Raw genomic sequence first — 24,858 nt, forward strand, 5'->3', positions numbered from 1 at the left:
TAGATCTCACCGGGCCCCCTGCCATACAACGGGGGCATCTATTTTTTATTTGAAATAAAACTTGAACGCCTGTATTTTTAGAATGATCCGGATAATGTATCCTAAATTAAGAAGTACACATTGAGATGAGTTTTGTTTTTTTCAGCACGTGTATTCGGGCTATTTCACAATTTTGCGAAAGTGAAATAGAGGCATAAAAACCGTAGAACGCTGTAAATCCTATGTATTGAAGAAAGTTATAAATCCCCCGATCACTTTCGCCCTGCATCCTAAACCTTTACATACTGGAGCTCATGATCAGGGTATGCCATGCCTCCAGTCTTACACCCTGCCATATCAGGATCCTCGGGGTCCTTCTCGGTAATTGCAGCCCCAGTCGGGATCTTATTGGAGGCGCTCAGTACCCTGCTGAGATCAAACCAGAATCAAACCCTGTACCTGTGTGGTAATTATCCACAAATTCTCACGAAACTATTTGTCAATCATGAACACGTAAAAATCCGGCGGGCACTTACCGCATATCAGATCCTGACAATTCTGGAAGATGCCGATGAACCGCTCATCCTTTTTGAACATGACAGATCCTGGTACCAGGATACTCCTGAACTCATACCAATTATCGGGGAGATTTGCAGGCGCAAATCTGCGAATTTACAGATGGTTCTTCTCTTTTCAGACAGAGTGGATCGGTGGTTTTCAGAGATTGATCCCTATGCAAACCGGGTGGTGTATTACCTGGACACTCTGGCAAAACCGAGAAAAAACCATTCAACTCCGGTGAATATCCAGAACACACTGGAAGGGCTCTGGTGATCTGAATGAGCAGTTCAGGCACATTTATTCTTGATTCATGCAGGACCAAGAAGGGTATCAGTTTTTGGCAGATCACTGATGGCAGACTTGAGATAACACATCACACCTACTCTCCCTCGTTTCTGATACATTTCAGGGAGCCAGATCTTCATCGCACTGTCATAGAAGAACTCCATTCCACCTATGGGATCGCAGAATGCTCGTTCAGATCTATCTACGAAGAATACCAGGGCTATAAGGTTGATGCAGGAAGAGAAGTTGCAGAGGAGATTGAGAAACAGACCAATTACAAGGTTTCTTTATTTAATGTAGATATAAGACCGGAACAGCAGTTTGCTGCAGAACATGCCATTGTTCCCGGAGGTATCTGTGGGGTGGACCGGTTCAATCCAGTACACGAATTTCCTGGCACAACAATGGAGATCGCCTTCTCTGAGAATCCACATCGGTCAGAGCATACCGGAACTATTTCAGTGACAGATCTGGATCGACAGAGACCATACATCCTGGAAGGATCAGACAGACAGAACATTGATGATCTCTGTGATATTGTTCAAACCTGTGATCCTGATCTGATCCTCTTTCCCGATTATGATCGCTGGTCATCGTACATTTGTGATCTGGCAGATAAGTGGGGTATTGTAAATACGTTAAGTCGGACTGGACGATTTAGAAGACTTTCATCAAGATCATATTTTTCATACGGACGAATGGAACACCGGCTCGGGGCAATGGTTCCGGAAGGACGGGTTATTGTTGATACACGGCAGAGTTTTATGTACCGGGAAGGAGATGCCAGGGGAATCTTTCTTGCCTCCCGCCTCTCCGGGCTCTCGCCTAACCTGACCTGCAGGCTCACACCCGGGACTCTTGTCTCAAGTTACGAGGTATATGAGGCCCTGGCCCGAGGGATTGCTGTTCCGTTCAGAAAAAACGATGCCGAGGCACACCGGAGAATTGAAGATATGAGGCTTGATTACCGAGGAGGCTTGACACTGCAGCCACAACCCGGGATCTACGAAGATGTAACCCAGATTGACTTCACGTCGTTTTATCCTTCAATCATTGTAAAGTATAACCTCTCACCCGAGACTCTGAAATACCCGGAAAAAACCGGATTTTTAGCATCTGTGCTCAGACCGATACTCGATCTCAGGCAGATCACCAAACAGAGGAAGCGGGTCGATCCCACGTATGCCGGGATGGATGGAATTCTAAAATGGATGCTCGTGACATGTTTCGGGTATACCGGGTACAAAAATGCCAGGTTCGGAAGGATCGAAGTTCACGAGCAGATCACACTCAGAGCTACAGAACTGCTCCAGGAGTGTGTCTCAACAATTGGCGATCTCCGGGGCAGGGTTCTTCATGCAATTATTGATTGTCTCTTTATCCAGGAATGTGATCCGCTGAAAGCCCAGTTTGAGATAGAGAAACTCACCGACATTAAAACCGAGATTGAGCAGTATGACTGGATCGTGTTTCTTCCCCAGATTGACGGGACCGGTTCATATGGAAATTATTATGGGAGGCTTATGAACGGGAAGATAAAAGCCAGGGGAGTTGCTGCAAGGCGGAGGAACACACCGGCATATATCAGGCAGATGCAGGAAGCGATGCTGACCCTGATGGCTCATGAGCATGAAGTCAATGCAATTGCATCCCACTGGTCAGAGGTCAGGGATCTCTATCGTCAGTATTCAAACGGGCTCAGGGATGCTGATCCGAGGGATCTGGTAATAAAGAGGAGAATCGGAAAAGAACGATATCAAAATAAGTGTATTCCCCAGGCTGTCATTGATGTGTATCGACAGTATGGCGTCGAACTGGTTCCCGGGATGGATGCCTCGTTTATTGTCAGGGATGAAAAAGGGCTGCTCGTTGATCCCTCATTTGATCCAAAAGGAATTGATGCCAGGTATTATCAACGGCTTTTGGACCGGGCCTGGAAAGAGATTGAATTTGTCCACAAAGTCAGTGAGACGTATTGATATGGGTGAACAGAATAATCCGCTCAAAGATATTCCAGCCGATGCATTCTCTATCTTTCAGGCTTCTCATACCTACTTTCATGCATGCCTGGCTGATATTCCCAGCAGGTATCCGGTTGGCACAATCTCATACATCAATAACCATGATTATGTTCCGCTTCTCCAGTTCAGGGATGAAGATCAGGACAGGCTGAACCACATTAAGATCAACAAACTTGCTGATCTCCTCGATTATATTTCACGTGATACTTCATCGATCCTTTTTATCGAATATCACCTGGCCTGGTTCAGGCCTGATAACAAGGAGGAACTTGAGCAGTTCTGTGAGACCTGCAAAACCAGAGCCCGGGCAGGAGGACCGGTAGCTGTGATCACTGCGGTGATGGATAGAAATCTTCTCTCTCTTGATGGAAAAGCAGATTACTTTTTCCAGGTCAAACCATGGGAACTTAAGGGAAGGGCCCGGGCAATAAAGGACCAGACAGAACTCAATATGTTTTTGAAGTCCTGCACCGGTGTCGTTCAGAGAGGTAGATTGTTTGGACAGATGAAACTGGAAATATAAGAGAGGAGTTAAAGGGGCTAGAGAAAAATCACAGACAAGATCTCCATTTTCAAAATTACGCCAAGTAGCAGGTTCGTTGCTTCATCAATACACGCCGCAAAAAAAACGATTCATTTTTCATTACATACACTAATTTCACTTCATGAGAAGACCTTCCCTACAATATCTTCTCCTGGCAATCTGCGTTATTGCAGGAATATCTATTTGTTTTGGATATGCAGAGATGAGTCAGGAAAATAGCAGGCTCGCAGGATTTGACAATTTTATCACTCATACGATGGAAGAGTATGAAGTCCCGGGCGTTGTTGTTGGTATCGTAGAGAACGATTCTGTCGTGTATCTGAAAGGTTTTGGTGCTCGTGAACTCGGAAAACCCGATTTGGTTGATCCTGACACCAGGTTTCAGATCGCATCAGTGACCAAGTATATTACCGGGGCTGCCATCGGTACGCTTGTTGATGAAGGAAAACTGAACTGGGATACACCGGTAATCACGTACCTGCCAGATTTTACATTGAAGGATTCCTATGTCGGAAATCATTCAAATCTTCGCGATATGCTTGCTCACCGGACAGGTCTCCGGCGTGACGGGGAACTACTCGGCAGAATCGGATACTCTAATGATGAAATATTGCACCGTATGAGATACCTCGAATCTGATGCAGGGTTCAGGGAGCGGTACCTCTACTCTAATGCCGGATACTTCATTGCAGGGGAGGCAGCAGCAAAAGTCGATAACCGGAGTTGGGAAGATTTAACCGATGCACGGATTATCAAACCACTTGGAATGACCAGATCAGGATCTCATCCGGAGACTCTCTATCTTGACGATAACCATTATTCCGGCCACGGAGGGGCACCGGGAGATGTTCAGATCATTCCGCTTGAGAATGCATCACTCCCTGCTGCCGGCCAGGTTGTCTCAACCGGAAGGGACATGACACAGTTTCTGCGGTTGATGCTGAACAATGGAACAATTGACGGTAAACAGATTCTCACGCCAAAGACTGTTACCGATATCCATGCAGCAAGCCTTGTCGCCGGACGAAGCGGACCGCTGAGAGATCCAAACGGTGCTGTCGGTCTTGGATGTGACTCGTATTACTTCCTTGGAGATCGCATCATTGAGAAGAACGGAGCTCTTGATGGTGTTCGCTCCATTGTAATCCTCATTCCCGAAAAGAAGAGCGGGCTTGTAGTTATCGCCAACAAGCAGCTCACTGCATTCCCGGAGGCAGTACGAGATGAATTCCTTGAACGATATATCGGGAAAAGTGGAGTAGACCTCCAGGCACAGGAAAAAGCATCACAGGCAGGATGGAACTCTCTCATTAAAAACCCCGACCGGCCATTTAATCCAGAACCAGCGAAAATAAGCCCATCTGCCATTGCAGGAACATACACGAGCGATATGTATGGCAGCATGCTGATTGAAGAAGGACCGAATGCAGAAAATATGACCCTCGGACTCGGTCCTAACGGGTATGAAGGGAACCTGACACACTGGACCAACAACACATGGTATCTCTCGTTCCCGAACCCCGACGATCTGGTTGGATACCTCACCTTCACAGCGACTCCTACCGGTTCAGTTGAGGGAATAGTATCAGATGAGTTTGGTTCCTTCACCCGGGCCTGATCAGATCAACCGAATAAGAAATAAAAACGAAAATTGAGCCAGAAACAGGAAGTGACAGATGGATGAAAGGCTTTCAATATCCAGCGACCGATCTTTCGCCACGAGTAAGGCTGTCGGAAAACAGACACCATCTGTCAGTTCATGCATCTGATCTTTTTTCTCAACTATGATAACCTCCAGTCCAATCATTTTGAGATGGTTCCTGACAACCAGGGATCAAGGATAAAGTTCGGTAATACTTTTTCGTGCCAGGATGGTTTCAGGGCCGCTGGGTATCATCCGATGAACCGGTATGTTCCAGAGATTCTGAAGAGTACTTGCTGAAATTCCTGCCATGCAGGATATTACAATCGTTGATGGGCACCCTGAATTCTGGATAGCGAGAAAAGTGACTGTGGCCGGATTGTGACTAATGTCTAGAAGGAGTTGAGACAGGAGAGCCGGTAAATTCGCCCTCCATTTTATTCAGGTTACCTTTTTTTTACGGTATATGAGAAAATATCTCACTAATACCTATTGAGCAAAAATATACCTGGTTTTACTCTCGTCATACCGCCCATCCATGGTTCTGACAATAAGAGACACAGGGAATTGGCCTGATATAGTATATGTATGAACAGGATTCTGTTTTACTGAATTTGATCCATCTCCAAAGTTCCAGTACCATGAATCAGGAGAACCTGTAGATTTGTCTGTGAACTGAATGGTAATTGGTGTAGATCCAGAAGCCTTGTCCACCATGAAGTCAGCAGCAAGGGTTTGTGATTGCCGGGTAAAATCTGCCTGAATAGTATGATCTGATCTAACTTTCATGAACGTATGTGAAGAAGCTTTCCCGATACTAATGCCATCTACCTGAACGTTGTTTATAGTATATCCTGAATCAGGAGTGATGTTGAAGGATTGATCAGCACCATCAGGCACAGAAATATTTCCGGATGGAGTAATACTCCCGTGATCTGATGCAGTAGCGGTTATGATGTGGGCTAACGGCGGTGCTACTGCAATGTAGTTATCCTTCTTCATGATATCTGATCCATGTGGACCAGATAAACTCAACGTTACCGAATAGGTACCTGGATTTCTGTATGTATGAGTTGGGTTTTTATCCCGTGAAAGGGAGCTTTTATCGCCAAAATCCCACCGATACTCTGTGCGATTATTCACACCCACACTTTGATCAGTAAAGGATACATCAAGCGGAACAGGACCAGAGAGAGGAACTGCTGAAAATTGAGCCTTCATCGAAGGAGTTTTGTTTGTTACAGTAATCGTCGCTGGAGCAGTGGAATTGTATATTTTCCTGTTTTTATCTTCTATCTGCAGGGATGCTGAATAAGTGCCTGGCTCAGAGTATCTGTGCTCTGCCATTTTTTCTTTTGATTTGTATGGGGTTGAACCATCACCAAAATTCCAGATCCGGACGAACATCTCACCTGGAGTGGAAGGATCCAATTCAGATTTATCCATGAAATGAACCAATAAAGGAGCAGTTCCATTCAGGGGTGAAACACCAAATTTTACCACCGGGTCTCTGGATGGCAGGGCATGAATATATGCAGGTTCTGTCTTTGTTGAATTGATCCTGTTGCTGTCTGTAACAGTGAGTGAAACAGGATAGACGCCGGGTACTGCATAGGTGTGAACCGGATTCTTCTCTTTCGACAAAGAACTCCCGTCACCAAAGTCCCATACATAATTCGTGATAGAAACAGGACTTTTGCTTGTGTCTGTGAATGAAACATTCAATGGTACAGGCCCATCCCGGGGTGCTGCAGTAAATGACGGAGTAAATGAAGAAGAGCCATTTGCAATTGTTATCACTACAGAAGACGGGGAATTATATTTTGCACCGACTTGATCCTGCATCTGCAGGGATACAGTATAGTTACCGGGTGTTGAATACACATGCTGGATATTACGAAGGTTTGTTCCATTTGATGTTGAATTATCACCAAAATCCCAGATGTATGTGTACATCTCATAAGGTACTGAAGGATCAAGTTCTGATTGATCAATGAAGTAGATCACATCTGATGGGGTTCCACTCTGGGGAACTGCAGTAAACTGGACAGATGGATACCGGGATGGCTGGGCATGAATATATGCAGATTTTGTTGTAATTGCATTTGCACCGTCAGCATTCGCAATTGTCAGGCTCACATTATATTTTCCAGCACCCTGGTAGGTATGAACAGGATTCTGCTCTGTCGAATTTTCGCTCCCGTCACCAAAGTTCCAGGCATAACTGGCTATTGAAACCGGACTAACACTCTGATCGATAAAGGAAACACTCAGAGGGACCGGACCACTTGGAGGTACTGCTGCAAACAAGGCAGAAAACGCAGACTGGTTACTGATGGTTATCGTTACAGGAGTGGACGAATCATACAATTTTCCAGTTTGATCCTGTATCTGCAAGGATGCTGAATAACTGCCAGATGATGTATATGCATGGCAGGTATTGTGAGTGTTTGAAGAATCTGTTGTTCCATCGCCAAAATCCCAGATATAGGTGTACATCTCAGCAGGAACTGAAGGATCAAGTTCTGATTGATCAATGAACGATATTATCTGGGAGATACTGCCATTTTCCGGTGTGGCAGTAAATTTTACTACCGGATATTGCGAAGGCAGAACATGAATGAATGCTGGTTCTACCTTAGTGTTATTCTCACCGATATCATTTGTCACCGTCAGAGAGACATTGTACCTACCCCTGCTCACATAGGTGTGATTGGAATTCCGGTCACTTGAATTATTGCTTCCGTCACCAAAATTCCATGAATAATTCGTAATTGTAGCATTCGTTGAACTCTGATCAATAAATGATACAGTTAGAGGTTCGGACCCGGACATCGGAACTCCGGTAAAGGCAGCATTTATTTCAGCTGCAACTGTCCCAGACAGGAGAATGAAAACCAGGAGAGACCAAATCGTGTTCCGGTACAGAACCCGAAGAGCCCCTCCTTTTTTGGGAATTATTTCAAAAAATTTCATAATTTCCTCCTTTATCCCTCTGGTTTATATCACGCCCCAAAGTTCATCTGTGAAAACAGGGAATCGCTGGAGGAAGTTGCAAGATTTGGGGTCTTCAGATATGTTGTCTGGGATGGATGAAGAACCTCGAGAGCTTTTGCAGTTCCGACCTGAAGACCAAAGAGGATGCCATTTCCCCAGTATTTCTGTGAGAGGCGTTTTCCCTGGAATGTTGCATCCCACTTCCGGGTGTTGTTGTTGATGGTGATAGTGGCATTAAGATCTTTTCCACTTTTCTGATAGGTATAGATGTTTCCACTAACATTGGTTGCTTTTAAGAATGAAAGATCAATGCCATTGAGAGTAATGTGCAAAGGTTTGGTCGCATTAAGGGTGGCATTTGTTAATTCCCCACCTCTCAAAGTGAGGAAACAATTCTCCGGGCCATCATCCAGGTATCTGATAGCTCCCTGTAGGGTTGCATTTTTGAGCCCAAACACATCATTTGTCAGATTCTCATTTGCACCAGACCAGGATACATCCTCTTTTCCAGTCATCAGAACATCATCGGATATCGAAAGATTCTTGCCCCCGATACCAATATTTACGATATTTGATTTGAGACCGTACTTTACAAGTTCCTTTACTGGGCTTGCAGTAAACCACCATTTACCGGTCCCGAAATCTACTATCAGATGAGAAAACCCGTTCATTGAATCATTGGTAGTATATGTTATCTCATGATCAGACACGATCGTCCGGTTTCCAACCGTGGGACCGAACGGGAAGGTGAGATCTCCTACTTTAACCGTCAAAGGTTTTTGAAGGTGCAATGCGGTGTTTTTGGTAAACTCATCGGGTATTTTCCCCTGTACTTTTATCAAATTCCCGGGGGAACTATTTTGTACAGCAATAATAGCCGTATCAACTACTTTTGAGGATTTTTTAGCAAAGATAGCACGGATGGTTGACAGATCGGTGTTCACTGTTGCATTCACTACTAAAGATGAGGAATCATTCAGATCAAGTCCGTATGCATCCCAATGGAGGAACTGATATCCCTCTGTCGGAACTGCCTTAACCTGGCCGGACATTCCTTTGCGAATACCTCCTTCAGGGAGGGTGATGGTTCCGGCACCGGCAGGAATCACATTAGCGTGGATCTTCTGATCGGCAGATGACTGCTCATTATAGCAACCTGATGATTTGTCTGCAGAAAGGAGGTTATAGGTAAGAAGCCAGGGCTGATACCCGGAGAATGTGTCAGGAACCCATGGAACTTTTCCTTTTCCATTTGGTGTGAGGATCACCGGTTCAACCTGAATTGTATCATAACCACAGACATCATCTTCTGCTTCCTTCATCGACCATTTGAATGCAATTCCCTGATTAATAGCATTGGTAATAGTCTTCTCATCTTCATAATCGAATGTGCCACCGACTCCAAATCCCATTATTTTAACACTGGTTTCAACATCGCCATCGACCTTCTGGGTATTGCTGGTTTCAGTTGCCATCTCGAATTCGGTGGTTTGTTGCACCCCCATGCTCCATTCAAGGTTATTTCCTAGGGAAGTTGCGGTAAAATATGATGCATACGGACTCTGGGTCCAGTCACGATCCGCCCAGCCACCGGACCATGAGGCCCAGTTCCATTCATTAAAGTTATTAAATGCCGGAGAGGTCATCATACCGGCTAGCGGTCCGGAGGTTGGCGGGCTTGTGATGTTATACCCCAGAGCGTGTGCAGATACCGGATTTGTTGGACTCATCGTCGTGAGATAGAGAATCTCCGGATGACCTGGATTAAGAACACTGTTATAATCTGCGTAATTATATGCATGTGTTACCAGATTCGGTGCCAGATACAGGATAAACCCATTTGAATGCTCACCCATGCTACAATGACTGATAGTATCTATGGTTTTCTGTGAGAACTCTGCCTTATTACTATCAGAAGCTTCTACCGTCGCGGATGCAGATGCATCAAGTCCCACCCGTTTCTTGAGGAACTTGTTCTCATAACTGACAGTAGCCTTTGCCGATTCAGATCCCCCGGTTTCGGTAACCTGCGAGTCGGTCTTGCTCAATTCAACCTCTGAGGTCACCTCCATTCCGTCGCATTCATAGCCATTGTACGTAAATGGAGGAGCACCGTCGACAAATCCGACAGGAACAGCAAGATTGCCATAAGTATTGAAGTCACTTTGGGTATCAAAGGTATTTACCGTGGTATTCCTGACAAGCATATCTGAATTGTATAACACAAGATATGAAAAACAACCATTATTTCCTTCGTAAGAAGTTACTTTATTTTGATAACCAAGTAAGCAATTAACAACTTCACTATTTTCCGAGTTTTCGATTGGGAGATTTATGTCTGTTTTCGTCACAAATCCATATCCAAATGCTTGATTAATAGAGGTGGATGGAACTTTTATCGGATTTTCTACCCAGGAATCCGTTGGAAATGAGGAGACATCACAGGTATAAGTGGTCATGACCGGAACCGATACCAGGTTAACGTCACCGCAGACGATGGCATTAATATTGTTCACACCAGACGGATTTTCCGGATAGGAACCTGCAGTCAGGATGACTGCCGAGGGTTTTCCTTTGTAGGTGTTCACCCAGGTATTCTGATCAATTAGCGTTTTCTCTCCGTAGTAGTTATCTGGACCAATGAAAGAGGTTTGAACGGTATCGGCAAAATCGTATGTCCAGATGATTACCGGCTGATCAGTATACATGTGAGTTGTTACCATGACATCATAGATCTCGGTGTCAGGTACAGGTGAAAATCCCGGACGGCTTGAATCATTATTGGTGAGACTATACACCGGCTGTGCTGTAAGCACAGATGATGATCCTTCGAGATCTTCTATCGAAATGAAAAAGACATCCAGATACGGGGTAGATGCACTTGTAATTTTCCGGATTAAATACACCCCGTCATCGGTACTACAGACCTGAAATAACTTCGGATTGCTCCCTGCATTATCCCAGACATAATTGGCGATGGTCTTTTTTGCCCCCCAACTTCCTGACCAACCGGTCCCGTCAGGTTGCAGGGTGAACGAATCAACACTCGTCTGGCCGGTTGAGAAATCATACCCGAAGATGTAATTTACCCCGTTGACATACGTACTCCTGAATCCGGAAGGGCAGGGATTCCCAATCTGTCCATTAACTGTCAGCGGCTGGTTTATGACGTACTGAAACTGCGGATGACCTCCAGAATTTTCCGTCTGGACTTTGTACACATATGACTTACTTGGATAATTTTCATAATAAGTCCATGTTTGCGTTTGAATTGCCAGATAACCTGGTGCCGGTGAGAACATGGAGATTGAAGGATAATTTGCTGCTGGTTCTCCACCAAAGCCTAAAACCTCAGGCCCCATAAATTCCGCTATTACCGGCGACGCTCCAAGCAGGAGTGTGATCGTAAATATTCCTAATAATAAACCCAGTTTAAGTTGACCCGAGGATCTTTTCCCTGCCATAATGTAGTTCACCTACCCTCCAAGATACAGAGTTCCCCAACCTGTTCCTGAGAGATATCAACGAATTCCTGAAAAAGAGTAATTCACCTCCCATCCGATGAGTATGATATTATCTCTTATGGAGAGATTATATTCATTTGCGGGATATATAATTGCCTATATTTACCCAGATAAATACAATACGGTTCTTAAATTATTATTTTAACGTTTTTTCAAGAAATGTCATAGATTATTGGATTACAAGAGAACGCATCATATCTAGTGATTCTTCTGTCACCTTGGAGATGCCTCATACAGATCTCTAACTTAAATACACATGATAATGTAACCTTAACAAATTGAGAAAGATAATGAGATTAGAGAGATCTGATATTAAAATAAAAATACACGCAAGGATCAAGAGAATAATAAGTTAAATTTTTTCATCCCGGGTGTGCAGAACCAGAATCAGAGTAAGGACTGCAAATACCATTGCCACAAGATACACGGTCTGATACCCCATCAATGACATAGCATGAGTAATCCTTCCGACAAGGGGGGTTCCATCACGTGGAACCCCGTCTATGTACATCCGGACAGCAAAAATCGTCTGAAAAAGGGCTATTCCGGCATATCTGGCAGTCATCAAAATTCCAGAGGCATTTCCTTCTGCACCTTGCGGACAGGATGACATAATCAGTCTTCCATTAGGACTAGAAAATGCAGTGGTTGAAAACCGCATGATGATCAGATAAACGACAATTACCAGGATAATGGTGTTATCATCAAATGTACTGAAAAGGAAGGATGCACTGATAGTGATAATGATGCATCCGATAGAGACCATCCGGCTTCCTTTTCAGTAGTTCTCTAACTCAAAATTTCGGCATTGGAAACAATTCGGTACCATAATATAGATACGAGTTGCCCTTCTGTTGTGTACCAGTAAAAATCAAATTCTGCGACAAATTGTCTTTTAATTAGTGAACAGGTCTGTTTTAGAAGAATCATTACTGCGCTTGACAATATTCTAGAAATCCCAATTCGAGGAAAACTGAACCAGAGAAAAGTGATTGAAACTGTCGTTGGAATGGCTTCAAATCAAGGATCAATTCATTCAACATCGAAATGTCTTGTTGATGTTCCTTGTGAAACCTCACTGCGGCATCACCTTCAGAAACTTGACTTTGATTATCTTCAGAATAATAATGTAGAGATACTAACATCTGATGCTATATCTATTCTTAATCCCGGAAAAAAGTATAAATTCACAATAGATTTTTCACTGGAACCCTACTATGGCAATCAAACAGAAGAAAACTCTGAATATATTATCCGCAGCCAAACAAAGAAGTCGACAAACGACTTTTATGGATATTCTAGACTGAAAAACTGTTCAAAACTAAAAAATTCTCTAAATGTATACGTAGACATTTCTACGCCATTGTTTCAATGCTCTTAAAAATATTTAGCTTGTGATAGCAGGGACTATTTCTCACTAGTTCAGGCGGGTCCACGTGTAATTATTCTGCGTGAAATCAGGTTTGAATGGTTCCTTGATCTCCTCTGGAATTATACAAAAAGGTGAGAAAGTTTAGGACTCAAATTCACTCATACAGTGTTCTATTTTAGGGGTTTCGACGTAATTACGTTGAATAATTGAGGGAGATTAATAGGTTAGAGAACTACTGAATGTACTGATTCTGATTAGATTGTTATGTTATTCAGATATACTCAGCGACAGAAATTCAAATTTTAAATACTCCTAATTTAGCATCCCTTTAATCCTAAATTTCTATAAATTTGAATAAGAGAGTGCCATTCATAATTTACTCTGGCGTTAAGTATATTTTTCTTACCACCATATAGTCCAGAGTAAATCCAGTGGAATTAGTATGGAAGAAAACTCGGAATTCAGAAACGCATAATCGCGATTTTCCATCCTTGCAATCATTGTTTGAATGTACCACGGGGGCATTTGAGAGATGGAGCCAACCCAATGAGACATTAAAATCACTATGCACAATTAATTATGTCGTTTAGTATAATGATGAAAAAATGTGGGGTTTTTACTATCCTCTAGGGCTTATTATTGCTGTCGTTCTAGGATACCTCATTTGGCCATCACCGCATGCCAAAACCACTCCCTCAAACAAAATCAACACCTAAATTAGGTTACAATTTTTTGCACAGTGATTCACATCACGAACCAAATCTATTCGAATTGGGCAAACGGATTACTCCATTCCCCCCTTTTCATAACTATACAAAAAATTAGTTAAAAAACCGTAGCATTGAAACTCGTAGAATTGTCAGGTAGAAAGTATAGATAGCATTTACTTGTCAACAGTCTTCGTGATCAAGGATTGCAGATTACTATAATCCAGGGGGGTTTTTACGTACTGATCATCTTCAAAAATTTCAGTTTCTTGTAAGAAATTCGCATTTGTTTCAGGGATCATAAGAATAATTGGAATATCATATGTTTTTAGATTCTTTTTCAGGATGTTATAGATATTGCGTCCCATTATCCCGGGGATATCAACATTTAGAAGGATCAGGTCCGGTTGGCTGGCATATGCCATTTTCAATGCAGTAGCTCCCGTATTTGCAGTGAGAATTAAACATGATGGGGAAAGAAGATCGTGTAATACTTCTTTAATTTCGGGTTCCTCATCCACAAGTAAGATGACAATCTGACTTCGACCCTGCTCGTAAGAAGGTACATCTTTTGGTTTTGCATCCTGAATCGGAGAGCATTCACTTATTTTAGTACCTATTCTATCAGGCTGAGATGGTTGTTCCTGAAGAGGAAGTTTCAGTTGAAATACTGTTCCTTTCCCGGGAGTGCTTGTAGCAGAGATAGTTCCCTGATGTGCTTCAATAATTCCTTTTACAATAGAGAGACCAAGTCCGGTCCCTCCGGCAAGAAACTCATCCTTTCCACTCCGGTGTGTTGTTATATCCCTGACCTGGAAAAACCGTGTGAAGATTTGTGAGATATCCTTTGGATCTATTCCTATACCCGTGTCTTCAACTTCACATACCAGAGAATTCTGATCTAAATACGTACGGATGGTGATAGTTCCTTTGTCTGGTGTAAATTTGATAGCGTTATCCAGGAGATTAATAAATACCTGGGTTATGCGATCCCGATCACCAAAATACTGTGGAAGATTATCATTCAGCTCAAGATTAAGAGTTTGTCCCCGCTTTTCGAGTGAGAGCGTGAGTTCTTCAGCAACTTCTTTTATCGTTGAATTGATGTAAAACCAGTCCTGAAGCAAGACCAGTTTATTCTCTTCAATTCTGGATATGTCTAGTATTTCACTAACAATCCGACTGAGTCGATCAGCATTGCGGGATATTATCTCTATTATCCGGTGATGATCTTCCGGTGCATTCCACCGTGTGCCTTCAAGAAGGAGATTTAAATATCCTTTCATGGCGATAAGCGGTGTTCTCAGTTCATGTGATGCGATTGAGATAAACTGTGACTTTAGAACATCCATCTGTTTGAGATCACGGTTTGCCTCTTCAAGCTCAATGGTTCGTTCCCTGACTTTCTGATCCAGTTCCTGATTGAGGCGGGCCAATTCATCAGATAGTTCTTCCAGTTCGAGATTTTTTATTCCCAGTTGTTCGGCATACTGAGTTACCTCCCATTCGTACAATTTTTTATCTGTGATATCAAATTGAATGCCGACCAGCCGGACAGAATCCCCATTGCTATCAATCAGGGCATTTGCACATGCTTTGATAAACCTGATGCTATCATCAGGCCATACAATTCTGAACTCAGCATCAAACGATTTTTTACCCAGTATGGCACTATCCAGTTCCTCGCGAATCCGGGCTTTATCATCAGGATGAATCTTTGAGATCCAGGAATCCGGTGTTGAACCGAATTCTCCATGCGACAGATGATATAACCGAAACATGGACTCATCCCACGTGAGATGATCAGTAGCCAGATCCATATCCCATATCCCAAACAGGGATGCATTTGTCGCCATCATCATGCTCTGGTTGAGCAGTCGAATCTCGTCTTCAACCTGTTTCTCTTTTGTAATGTCGCGAATGGTAGCCTGTAGATAGGTGATATCACCCAGATTTATTCTGGAGAGGAGTATTGTTGAAGGGAAATTATGGCCATTTAGCCGTTTTATAGTCCACTGGAAGAGATGAGATCCATTCTGCAGGGTAATGTCTATCATCTCCCGGAGTTTTTCTGCTGATTCTTTTCCATCCGGTTGAAGCGGTGGCGAGATATCGGCTAACCCAAGAGAACTACATTCCTCCCAGTTTTTAACATGGAACAAGTCCAGGGCTGCCTGATTACATACAAAAAATGTCCAGGAAGGGGGTTTTAAGGTGATGAGTGCATCGCAGGATCTTTCAAAGAGAGCCCTGTACATCTGCTCATTCTCTCTCAAAGCCTCTTCTGCTCTCCCGTGTTCCTGTGCCTTTTCTCCCATATCCTTGTATCCGGAAATCGCTAAATTGAGAGGAATATTTTGATATTCTATACGATGGTCAAATTTTTCTCTGTTTCATACACGGATAATAATCACAGAATTCTGTAATCTGGTTTCCTGGTTTCAGTAATTAGAGATAGTTTTAATCATGTAGGTATACCATTTCCATGAGTTATTAATATTTGAATTCTCGGGTGTTGGTGACACACGTTTTGATAGAGTCTGGGATATCAGCCTTGAAAACTCTCTAAAAAACACGGAGCGGCCTTCAAACTGAGTTGCTCATAATTTGAAGATAATACAAAAGGTACCAATAGCCAGGGATAGATCAGTGTCATGAATGATACCATTCTCATAGTTCATAACAGGGTCACAGGCAGGAAAAATGGAATTACATTTATTCCGGATTTATGCTTTTTCTGATAAACGGAATCTGCCATACTCCATATCCCAGGATTGATGCGATGAACAGGCCAATCAGGGTATTGACCAGCCGGTCCATGATTATCCCCTGGATGTACGGCTCATGGAATTCAAGCAGAGATATGATGAGAATAGTCATGACTGATGTGTAAAACAGGTAATTCCGGGATTTTGCATACGGCCGCACAAGTGCAAGTATTGTTATGATAAGTATGAATAATCCGGAAGGTATAGACCAGAGCATCAGAGTACTGGCAATTACAACTCCGGTGCACGTGCCGAGTGCTCTCATTGATATCCGGGACATGGTTATCGGGAGATTTCTATGCACTACCAAAACCACAACCAATGCAATCCAGTATGATCTGGGTACATTAAGGATGATAGCGGTTATTTCTGCGAATAACACGCAGAGACTGATACGGATGGCATATGCCCATCCTTTTATCGTATGAAGGTTTTTCTTCCAGTACCGATATTGACGGGAGAGTGATGAACTGCCGGGTTTCACGGTCTTTTCTGTTGCTTCAGGAGCGTGGGGATCAGATTCAAACCTTGAGAAGAGAGAGGAGAGGCACCAGATCAATACAAAAATCCAGATCTCTCCGATGACAAAAAATCCGGTCATGCCAACAGCAGAGAGAAGATCACCTGTATAAAACGATGAACCAATGATCAGAAATATGAGAATCAGACTACTACACCGGGCAAAAGTTCTGTTCATCCCACCAACAAGTGCGATAAAAAAAGTTACAAAAACAAGAGAGAGTCCGGATAGTATCGAACTGTTTCCTAAAACAGATCCAAACCAGAATGCGATTGCATCAGCCACTATTGCAAAAAGTATTGTTGAATATTGTTCCCGGAGTAGGGAATCTTCGGACATGTTTGCTATCGCCAACGTTCCGATTGAGACTATACTTCCCACTCCGATCATACCAAGTAATCCGGATATGATCATGGGGATGCCGATACCAAGCCCGCTCCCAATGATCAGTGATGGATGAACGGGCTTTTCAGATGACCAGGAGAAAATAGAGCCTATGGCTGAAGATACATGGTCAGGCATTTTAGTTTTCTTCCGGGAATTTTGATAGAGAATATTTGGTGTTGACCATGAACTTCATTTCCATGTAGAAATTCCGGGAGTTGTATGGAAGACAGTTCAGTTTTTTTCGTCCACACTACCGGTGCTGAGATCCGGATGATGCTCAGTATCACCGGGAGAGAGTGATGAGAGAGCGGGAAAAATGGGGTTTGAGCGGGAGCAATCCGCTCTTAAAAATTGCCCTGATCGAAATATTGAACGACATGCATGCGTTATCTGTGATCCGAGCGGGAGAGCGGGGTACAGATATATGTACAGAGATATGGTAGAGTGTACATGAAGGACACTGTATATGAAAATCTCCCGCTCTCTATTATATATAATAAATATATTATTATTATTTCTTAGTATTACCCTTGTATTGAGCGTTTTTTGAGAGCGGGGCCATCCGCTCTCTCTTTTTGTAAAGTGTTAGAGATCGGAGATTTGGGAGATGTGACAAAGATATGGGGAAATCAAGAGAGCGGGAGTTCCCGCTGGTTTGTTTAAGAGAGATTACGTTGGCTCTGCCCACCTGATAGGAAGATTACCAGTGAGTATCCCTAATGATTTTTCTATTCCTAGTGAGCCTATATGGATCATGTGATTACTACCATGATCACTCGATTAGTATTCACATGTTTGTGTCATTCTTTGTCAGGTTCCAAACATGATTGAGAACCAGGAGAAAAAACCGGACTCTGGACTCAAATGGATTGTGTTTATCGGATAAAAATTATTGAAAGACCGAATTTCTGATTTGAAAGAGAGAAATCTATTTTTCAAGTTCTCCTTTCATAACCTGGAATTCTTCGGTAGTGATTTCACCTTTTGCATATCGCTCTTTCAGGATATCTAATGCAGAATTAGGTTCAGAAATAACCTTATGTTCTCCGATCTCACGGAGTATGAGATACAGAAACAGGGCAAATACACCAATCATCGGGATGACAATGAGGATCCACCAGAGAAGACCATGCATTCCGCGTTTGTTTGCATCCTGGAAGACGATATATCCAATGATAATGAAAATAAGAAACCAGAAGAACATCATTCCCATACCAAAAAATGGGAAACCATAGCCGCCTCCCCAGGGACCCATCATTCCGAACATGAATGAGAATGTACCTCCGGGTTCATAATTATTTGCAAGGCCTAATCATTTCTCTTATGTTGTTTTAATAATCCCAATGCCTGTTATCTGGATTATCATTTATACCAAAGCTAAAATGATGATCATACGAGCGAAACTTGAGAAAGAACCGAGAATTGTCAGGAATGTGTTTAGATTCAATGTTGAAAATGTAGATCAAAGATGTTATCTTTTTGTTGGGCAATGGGGTTGAAGTTAAGGATATGTAAAAATTCGAACTATGACATCAAAGAACGGATGAATCTTTACCGTGAAAAAGATGTAGAGGTTCTTGCATATGGAACATATCTAAAAATCCGGATTTGAAAATCAATTTGCCTCTATTATCCATTCGATAATTGATATTTTTCACTTTTGTTGAAAATTCAGATACGTTTGTGATTTTTGATTAATAAAAAAAGCATTCCGATGAGTGCTTAAAAGGAAGTATTTAATTAGGGGTGGTTTTTCTTGTCCTTGCTGGTCTTGTTGGTACTGATTATGACTGGATTTCCCTTTTAACAGATGAAACCATGATGGTCACGAGTTCGGGCTGATGTAAGTTTTTTAAGTCGAAAATATTGGATCTGGCATCTTTGGTTCATCCGGGAATTCAGATACAGAATATTAGTATATATCGTAGCCAGAGTTTTCATTTAGAAATTCCGTGACTAACTGGTTTTGATGTATAATGAGTGGTAAGGTTTTGGAGTACCGGGTTAAAGGGGGGAAAAGGGATCTAACCCAATAGAGAAATGGGGATCATTTTTCTCATACACCAATTGATTGTTGTCCAGAATGGAACAGGTAGGAGATCGAGCCGACTGATAATTCATGGAAAGGAATGATATCATCAACAATAGTTCATTATTGTGAACCTAATTTCGAAATCATATATCTGTTCTTACCTTTCTCTCAATTTTTGAGCTAAAAAGAGCGTGATAAGGTTCTTTATTGCCTGGTTCAGGTCGAGAAAAAATTCACGTATGTAGTCCAATATGTCCATGACCTTGTTCTCATTTTACGCATAGAGATTCAGTGCCACAGAATTCTAGGACTTTTCTTACCCATCACCGGTACCAGTGAGCGGTCTTTGCGGAATTATTCATCCACTGACCCGCATTTCCTCCGGCATCTATAGTCCGGACCGATAACTGGTACGTTGTATCAGGCTTGAGTCGAGCAGCAGTATATGAGGCGATCTCCGGTGGAAGACTGATCATATTCACGCCATCCAGAGCGACCTGTACCTGATCGATATTGTTGGTATCAGGGACTGTCCAGTTCCAGGTGATAAGATACGGAAGAATTTTCGTAGTATGGAGGTTTGAAACCTGCTTTAAATCAGGAAAATAGACACGTAACCGTTCAAACGCGTTGGAATAACTCTCATAATCCCCACCTTGTGCAGTATAGAAGTATCCATTCTCATCCATCGCCCCGATAACCGTCTTTCTGGGATACCAGATTGGAGCCTTGTCAGGAGTTACCCGCCACTGGTTCAGGGAGAGATTATAGGTACCGACATGATCCATGACAATATCGGTAGAGATATTGCGATAACCCCCTGCTATCCAGAGTGACCCATCCGGCTCTGATGCACTTGCTGCATAATACCAACCGTTTGTACCGGGAATATCCGCAATCCAGGACCAGTTCACTCCGTCAAATCGCTCTGCAGATGAATATGATGACGCTTTTGTCCCTGTATTGCCAAATCCCCCGGCGACCAGTATCGTGTTATTTCCGGAGGATACCGCAAATCCAGCTCTCGGAACGTGCATTGAGGGAGCTTGATGCCAGGTGGCTGTGGAAGTGTTGAGGTAGTACATACGATCAGTGACGTTCCAACGGACTGTTCCACCAAGAACATATAACCGATCTCCGAGAACTGCGGTGTTATAACCGTATGCGGCTTGTGGGGTATTATTCGTTCCGAGTGAAGACCATTGGCCTGTATTGATGTCATAAACATAGGTCGTAGGATCAATTGGATCGATGCCGGTTGTCCTCCCCCCGGGAATGTAGATCTTTCCATTGATCACACCGCCAGAGATTTCTCCAAGTTTCAGGGGCATCGGCGTCAGGTTAGACCAGGTCATATTTCTGATATCATATCGATAAACAAGATCAGAGTAATCCGAGGAATAAACATCATACCCTCCGATAAGGAAGAGAGATCCATTGTTTGATACCATGGCCGAATCCATGAGTGCCCGGGGGATTTCCGGAAGTATCTGTGCATTGGTCACTGAGGTATACCCTGTGATCACCTGACCAAATCCGGAGGCATTCTGGTACATCCGGTACTTGAGCTGGAAACTCCCATCTCCCGGTGCAGTACCATTGAATGCAAACACCACCGATTCTCCGGGATTGACTGTTTGCAGCCCAGGAAGCTGATATGTGTTAGTATTAAACCGGATTGCATCGCTGTTTTCCGCCTTGAGGCAGACTGAGTTGGCAGATGTCCAGGGCACTGTTCCGGCATTCTGGACGGTGACGGTGATTGGGCAGGTAGACCCCGGATGAACCTTCGAAGGCAAATTTATGTTTTCTATTGCATCATATGCAGGGATTGTACGGGAGAGTGCGGCAGAAGCATTGAGCCTTCCGCCAGAGATGCAAAACCCAGAGAGGGAGGGGATGCTATCGACCGATTGGATCAGTGTTGATTTTATTTGTGCCGTATTGTATTCCGGATGAGCTGCTTTGATCAAAGCAGCAGTCCCAGCTACAAGCGGAGCAGCAAAGGAGGTTCCGCTAAGAATAATATATGGAATTTCGCCGGCCCCTGAACTATTATCAGACAGACTCTGGAGAACACGGGATGATCTCCCTGACTGAACTCCTGAAATAGGACTCTTCTCACTGGAAGGAGTATAATTCATAGGTACAATAAGGAGGATATCCTTTCCCGGCGCATCAAGGTAAACTGAGGATCTCCCGAAATTCGAGAAAGACGCCTTTTCATCACGGTTATCAGACGCCATCACGGAGACGACATTACGGCATTGAAAATGTGCATACGTCTGCATGTCGTCAGTATTCATGTTATCATTTGCCGCTGACCATACCATAAGTCCGGGGTACCGGTTTACCGCATCGATGAGAGCATCAGATTTATAAACAAGATTCCAGGAGTTCGAGATGATATCTGCACCATGGTTCATGGCATATTCAATGCTACTGATGGCATCTGATTCAAATCCCCATCCTGATGAGCCTATCCATTTCAAGGCCATAATCCGTGCTTTCCATCCGACTCCGGTCATTGCAAGGCTATTGTTCCCGGTCGCTGCAATCAGGCCGGCACAGGCAGTTCCATGATACTCATCATCCATGGGATCAGAATCGTTGTCGACAAAATCATATCCATGCTCCCCGGTAACCGGGTCAGTCCAGATATTGTCAATCAGGTCAGGATGCAGGTAATCAACCCCTCCATCCAGTACCGCGACAACCACATCACGTGATCCGGTGGTAATATTCCATGCTCCTTCTGCTTTGATATCGGCCCCCGGAGTGCCCCCCTCCTGTCCCGTGTTATTCAGGCTCCACTGGTACTGGTAGTAAGGATCATTCGGAACTGATGAACTGCGATCATTCTTAAAAAGAGAGGGATGTACCGTGGCCGGGGGATCTTCGAGAACCGCGATCAAATCAGGTTCTGCATACCGTACCGATGGTTGGGTCTTGTACCAGGATATCGCCTCTGACACGGTCATTGTATCAGGAATTCTGACCAGTTGGAGCCCGGGTAGAAATGCCGATGAATAACTCTTTATTATGGTAGCACCGATTGAGGCGTGTATGGCGGTTATCTGATCAGAAGTAACTATTGCCTGCATGCCATTCGGGTTCTCTGGTGTGTTAAACCGCACTAAGATTTGGTGTGGTGCATATCCGGGATCTGGTCCGAAAGAAGAATGATGGGATATCTGCTGCTTTGGTGTATCGGGCATCTCTGAACCGGTCACCGGCAGGGCCACGGCTGCTGCGATGATAGTCAGCAGGAGGAACAAACCGGTGAAATGGGATGTCAACAGGTAATTCATGGTCAGATCCTGTAGTTCAGATCACAATTTACATTTAGGAGAGATAATATTTCGTTATTCTTCGTGGTTCTCTAACTCATTAATGGCCCTCGATTGTTTACGGTAATTACGTTGAAATCCTTAAATTGGAGCATATTAGGAGGGAATTTGAGTTTTAAACTCCCTTGCCTTTTTTATAAATCAACAGGAGATCAAGGAATCATTCAAACCTGAATTCACATAGAATATTTACACGTGGGCCAGCCTGAACTGATGAGAAAGCATCCCTGAAGATCGGTTCGCGACGTGGTGATCTGGTTGAAATCTCGTGAAGAGGAGGGAGAGGCACACCATCATTACAACAATCGAGATCTCCCCGATGACAAAAAACCCGGTGATACCAGCAGCAGAGAGATGATCACCTGAATGAAACGATGACCTAATGATAAGAAATATAAGAATCAGGCTGCTACACCGGGCAAAGGTTCTGTTCATTTCCCCGACAAGAGTAAAGAAAAAGGTCAGAAGTACCAGAGAGATACTTAAAATCACCGTATTGTTTCCGAGCAGGGATCCGACCAGGAATGCGATTGCATCAGCAACACAGGCAAAAAACAGTGTTGAATATTGTTCCCGGAGGAGGGATTCTTGATTACTTTATCAGTTAAATCGTTCATGGACAAGTTCCTACTCAAACAGATGAAGGGTCAATAAATATAAATTAAATAATGCCATTACACCTATAATCTGGATATTATAATGATAATCTACTTAAGTTATTCATCAAAGGATCAAGAAATTGCCCAAAAAATAACCACTAAGTTAGAGGCTGCTGGTCATCAGATATGGAAAGACAAGTATTTTAAGAAAGGTGATAATTTTATTCAGCAAATTATTGATGTCCTTAATGATATTAATATTTTTATTGTAATTATTAGCGAAAGTTCATTAAAATCTGAATGGGTAATGCAAGAACTATCTAGCATAGCTCTTGTGGACCTTTCAAGCAAAATCAGCAGAATATTACCTATACTCGTTGAAAACTGTTCTCTTCCACAATATCTTTGGAATTATAAATCATTTGACTTAACTACGAATTTTGATCTTGGAATGCAGGAAATAATCAAAGAATTAGCGGATAAACCTTCAACTGAAATATTAACAAAATCCACAAAAAAACGTTCATATGATTCCGAAATCACTTCGCTCTCTGAATCTTTACGTGCAGGGCGATTGACCCTTATCTGCGGTGCAGGTGTATCTATAGGTGCTGGAATACCTTCATGGTATGATTTATTGATGATTTTGATGGAGTCAATGATGAAAAAGATTTCCAATGCTCAATCAATCTCCCTTGAAAATGTAAATCCTAATGAGTTTCAACAGAGATACAGCCCATCTGCATTAATCATCGGAAAATATCTTAAATCAAATTTGGGTAATACTTTCCTACTCGAATTACGTGAAGCCTTGTACTCGAATAATCCAACATCATGTGAATTTATTGAGAGTATTGTTGAACTTGCTCGTCCTCAACGGGATGGCAAATCCCTTGAATCCATAATTACCTTTAATTATGATGGATTAATTGAGGAACAACTTAAAATAAACAATATACAATATAAATCAATTTCTTCTGAAGGCATACGAATTAACCACAATGAATTACCTATATATCATGTTCATGGATTCCTTCCACGAAAAGAAGAAATACAGATAGAGGAAGAAGTTGTTTTTAGTGAAGATACATACCATAGCCAATTTATTGATCCATTTAGTTGGTCAAATTTGATACAGTTGATTAAGTTAAGTCAAAACACTTGTTTATTTCTAGGGATGAGTTTTAACGACCCAAATCTTCGACGATTATTAGATGTTGCACGACGTAAAAATCCTTCAAGAGCATTAAATCATTTTGTTATTAAAAAAATACCCAATTCATCAGATAAGAATGATACAGTTGATCAACTTGAATGTTTTTTAGAAGAACAGGATGCAAATGAATTAGGATTGAATGTAATCTGGGTGGATAGTTATTCAGATATCCCCATAATTCTAAATCGAATTCGAAATAAAAATTAGTTGCATAACATTTTTAAATAATAATTTAGGCTCAATCATTTTTTGATTACCCTAAAATGTATAATTTCGCTAACCAGGTCATTTTCCCATCATCCGCAGATCGTTACAGAGAAATTGAATTTTATGAAAAGCTTAAATATAAATCTT

The 24,858-nt window shown here is 42.7% G+C and carries 14 protein-coding genes; 5 read left to right on the top strand and 9 right to left on the bottom strand.

The features are described 5' to 3' along the window. The first annotated feature begins 309 nt into the window (after window positions 1-309). The 4 genes from DK846_RS16835 (at window position 310) to DK846_RS16850 (ending at window position 5,008) form a co-directional block, all read left to right on the top strand. Window positions 310-813, top strand: a complete 504-nt coding sequence (locus tag DK846_RS16835; RefSeq protein WP_109970167.1) for a hypothetical protein — start codon at window positions 310-312, stop codon at window positions 811-813. A gap of 5 nt (window positions 814-818) precedes the next feature. Next, window positions 819-2,804, top strand: coding sequence for a type B DNA-directed DNA polymerase (locus DK846_RS16840; protein ID WP_109970168.1), 1,986 nt, complete (start codon window positions 819-821; stop codon window positions 2,802-2,804). Continuing rightward, window positions 2,776-3,369, top strand: coding sequence for a hypothetical protein (locus tag DK846_RS16845; RefSeq protein WP_146201264.1), 594 nt, complete (start codon window positions 2,776-2,778; stop codon window positions 3,367-3,369). The genes DK846_RS16840 and DK846_RS16845 overlap by 29 nt, the downstream gene beginning before the upstream one ends. Before the next feature lie 223 nt (window positions 3,370-3,592). Then, the gene (locus tag DK846_RS16850) at window positions 3,593-5,008 is read left to right on the top strand and encodes a serine hydrolase domain-containing protein (RefSeq protein ID WP_181391848.1); all 1,416 of its coding nucleotides are present in this window, start codon (window positions 3,593-3,595) and stop codon (window positions 5,006-5,008) included. Here DK846_RS16850 and DK846_RS16855 read toward each other — a convergent pair whose 3' ends face one another. From DK846_RS16855 to DK846_RS16900, 9 genes are all read right to left on the bottom strand, one after another. Continuing rightward, window positions 5,009-5,197: a hypothetical protein gene (locus DK846_RS16855; RefSeq protein ID WP_109970171.1), complete on the bottom strand. Its 189-nt coding sequence runs from the start codon at window positions 5,195-5,197 to the stop codon at window positions 5,009-5,011. Window positions 5,198-5,521: 324 nt separating this feature from the next. Beyond that, a complete protein-coding gene (locus DK846_RS16860; RefSeq protein WP_109970172.1) occupies window positions 5,522-8,008 on the bottom strand; it encodes a PKD domain-containing protein in 2,487 nt (828 codons plus the stop codon). 29 nt (window positions 8,009-8,037) lie between these two features. Then, window positions 8,038-11,493, bottom strand: coding sequence for an InlB B-repeat-containing protein (locus tag DK846_RS16865; RefSeq protein WP_146201265.1), 3,456 nt, complete (start codon window positions 11,491-11,493; stop codon window positions 8,038-8,040). Between the two features lie 412 nt (window positions 11,494-11,905). Next, window positions 11,906-12,319, bottom strand: a complete 414-nt coding sequence (locus tag DK846_RS16870) for an MFS transporter (protein ID WP_109970174.1) — start codon at window positions 12,317-12,319, stop codon at window positions 11,906-11,908. Between the two features lie 1,489 nt (window positions 12,320-13,808). After that, window positions 13,809-15,950, bottom strand: coding sequence for an ATP-binding protein (locus tag DK846_RS16880; protein WP_109970176.1), 2,142 nt, complete (start codon window positions 15,948-15,950; stop codon window positions 13,809-13,811). A 397-nt stretch (window positions 15,951-16,347) separates the two neighbouring features. Beyond that, window positions 16,348-17,442: an FUSC family protein gene (locus DK846_RS16885; RefSeq protein ID WP_109970177.1), complete on the bottom strand. Its 1,095-nt coding sequence runs from the start codon at window positions 17,440-17,442 to the stop codon at window positions 16,348-16,350. Window positions 17,443-18,235: 793 nt separating this feature from the next. Continuing rightward, entirely contained in the window at window positions 18,236-18,574 is a 339-nt protein-coding gene (locus DK846_RS16890; RefSeq protein ID WP_109970178.1) for an SHOCT domain-containing protein, read from the bottom strand. A 1,088-nt stretch (window positions 18,575-19,662) separates the two neighbouring features. Continuing rightward, entirely contained in the window at window positions 19,663-22,650 is a 2,988-nt protein-coding gene (locus tag DK846_RS16895) for a S8 family serine peptidase (RefSeq protein ID WP_109970179.1), read from the bottom strand. A 228-nt stretch (window positions 22,651-22,878) separates the two neighbouring features. Continuing rightward, window positions 22,879-23,124 (bottom strand): hypothetical protein, encoded by a 246-nt coding sequence (locus tag DK846_RS16900; RefSeq protein ID WP_146201266.1) that lies wholly within the window; start codon window positions 23,122-23,124, stop codon window positions 22,879-22,881. Between the two features lie 264 nt (window positions 23,125-23,388). On the opposite strand from DK846_RS16900, the gene DK846_RS16905 reads away from it, so the two are divergent. Further along, window positions 23,389-24,711, top strand: a complete 1,323-nt coding sequence (locus tag DK846_RS16905) for a TIR domain-containing protein (RefSeq protein ID WP_109970181.1) — start codon at window positions 23,389-23,391, stop codon at window positions 24,709-24,711. The last annotated feature ends 147 nt before the right edge of the window (window positions 24,712-24,858 follow it).

The organism is Methanospirillum lacunae (genome assembly GCF_003173355.1).
Taxonomy (GTDB): Archaea; Halobacteriota; Methanomicrobia; order Methanomicrobiales; family Methanospirillaceae; genus Methanospirillum; species Methanospirillum lacunae.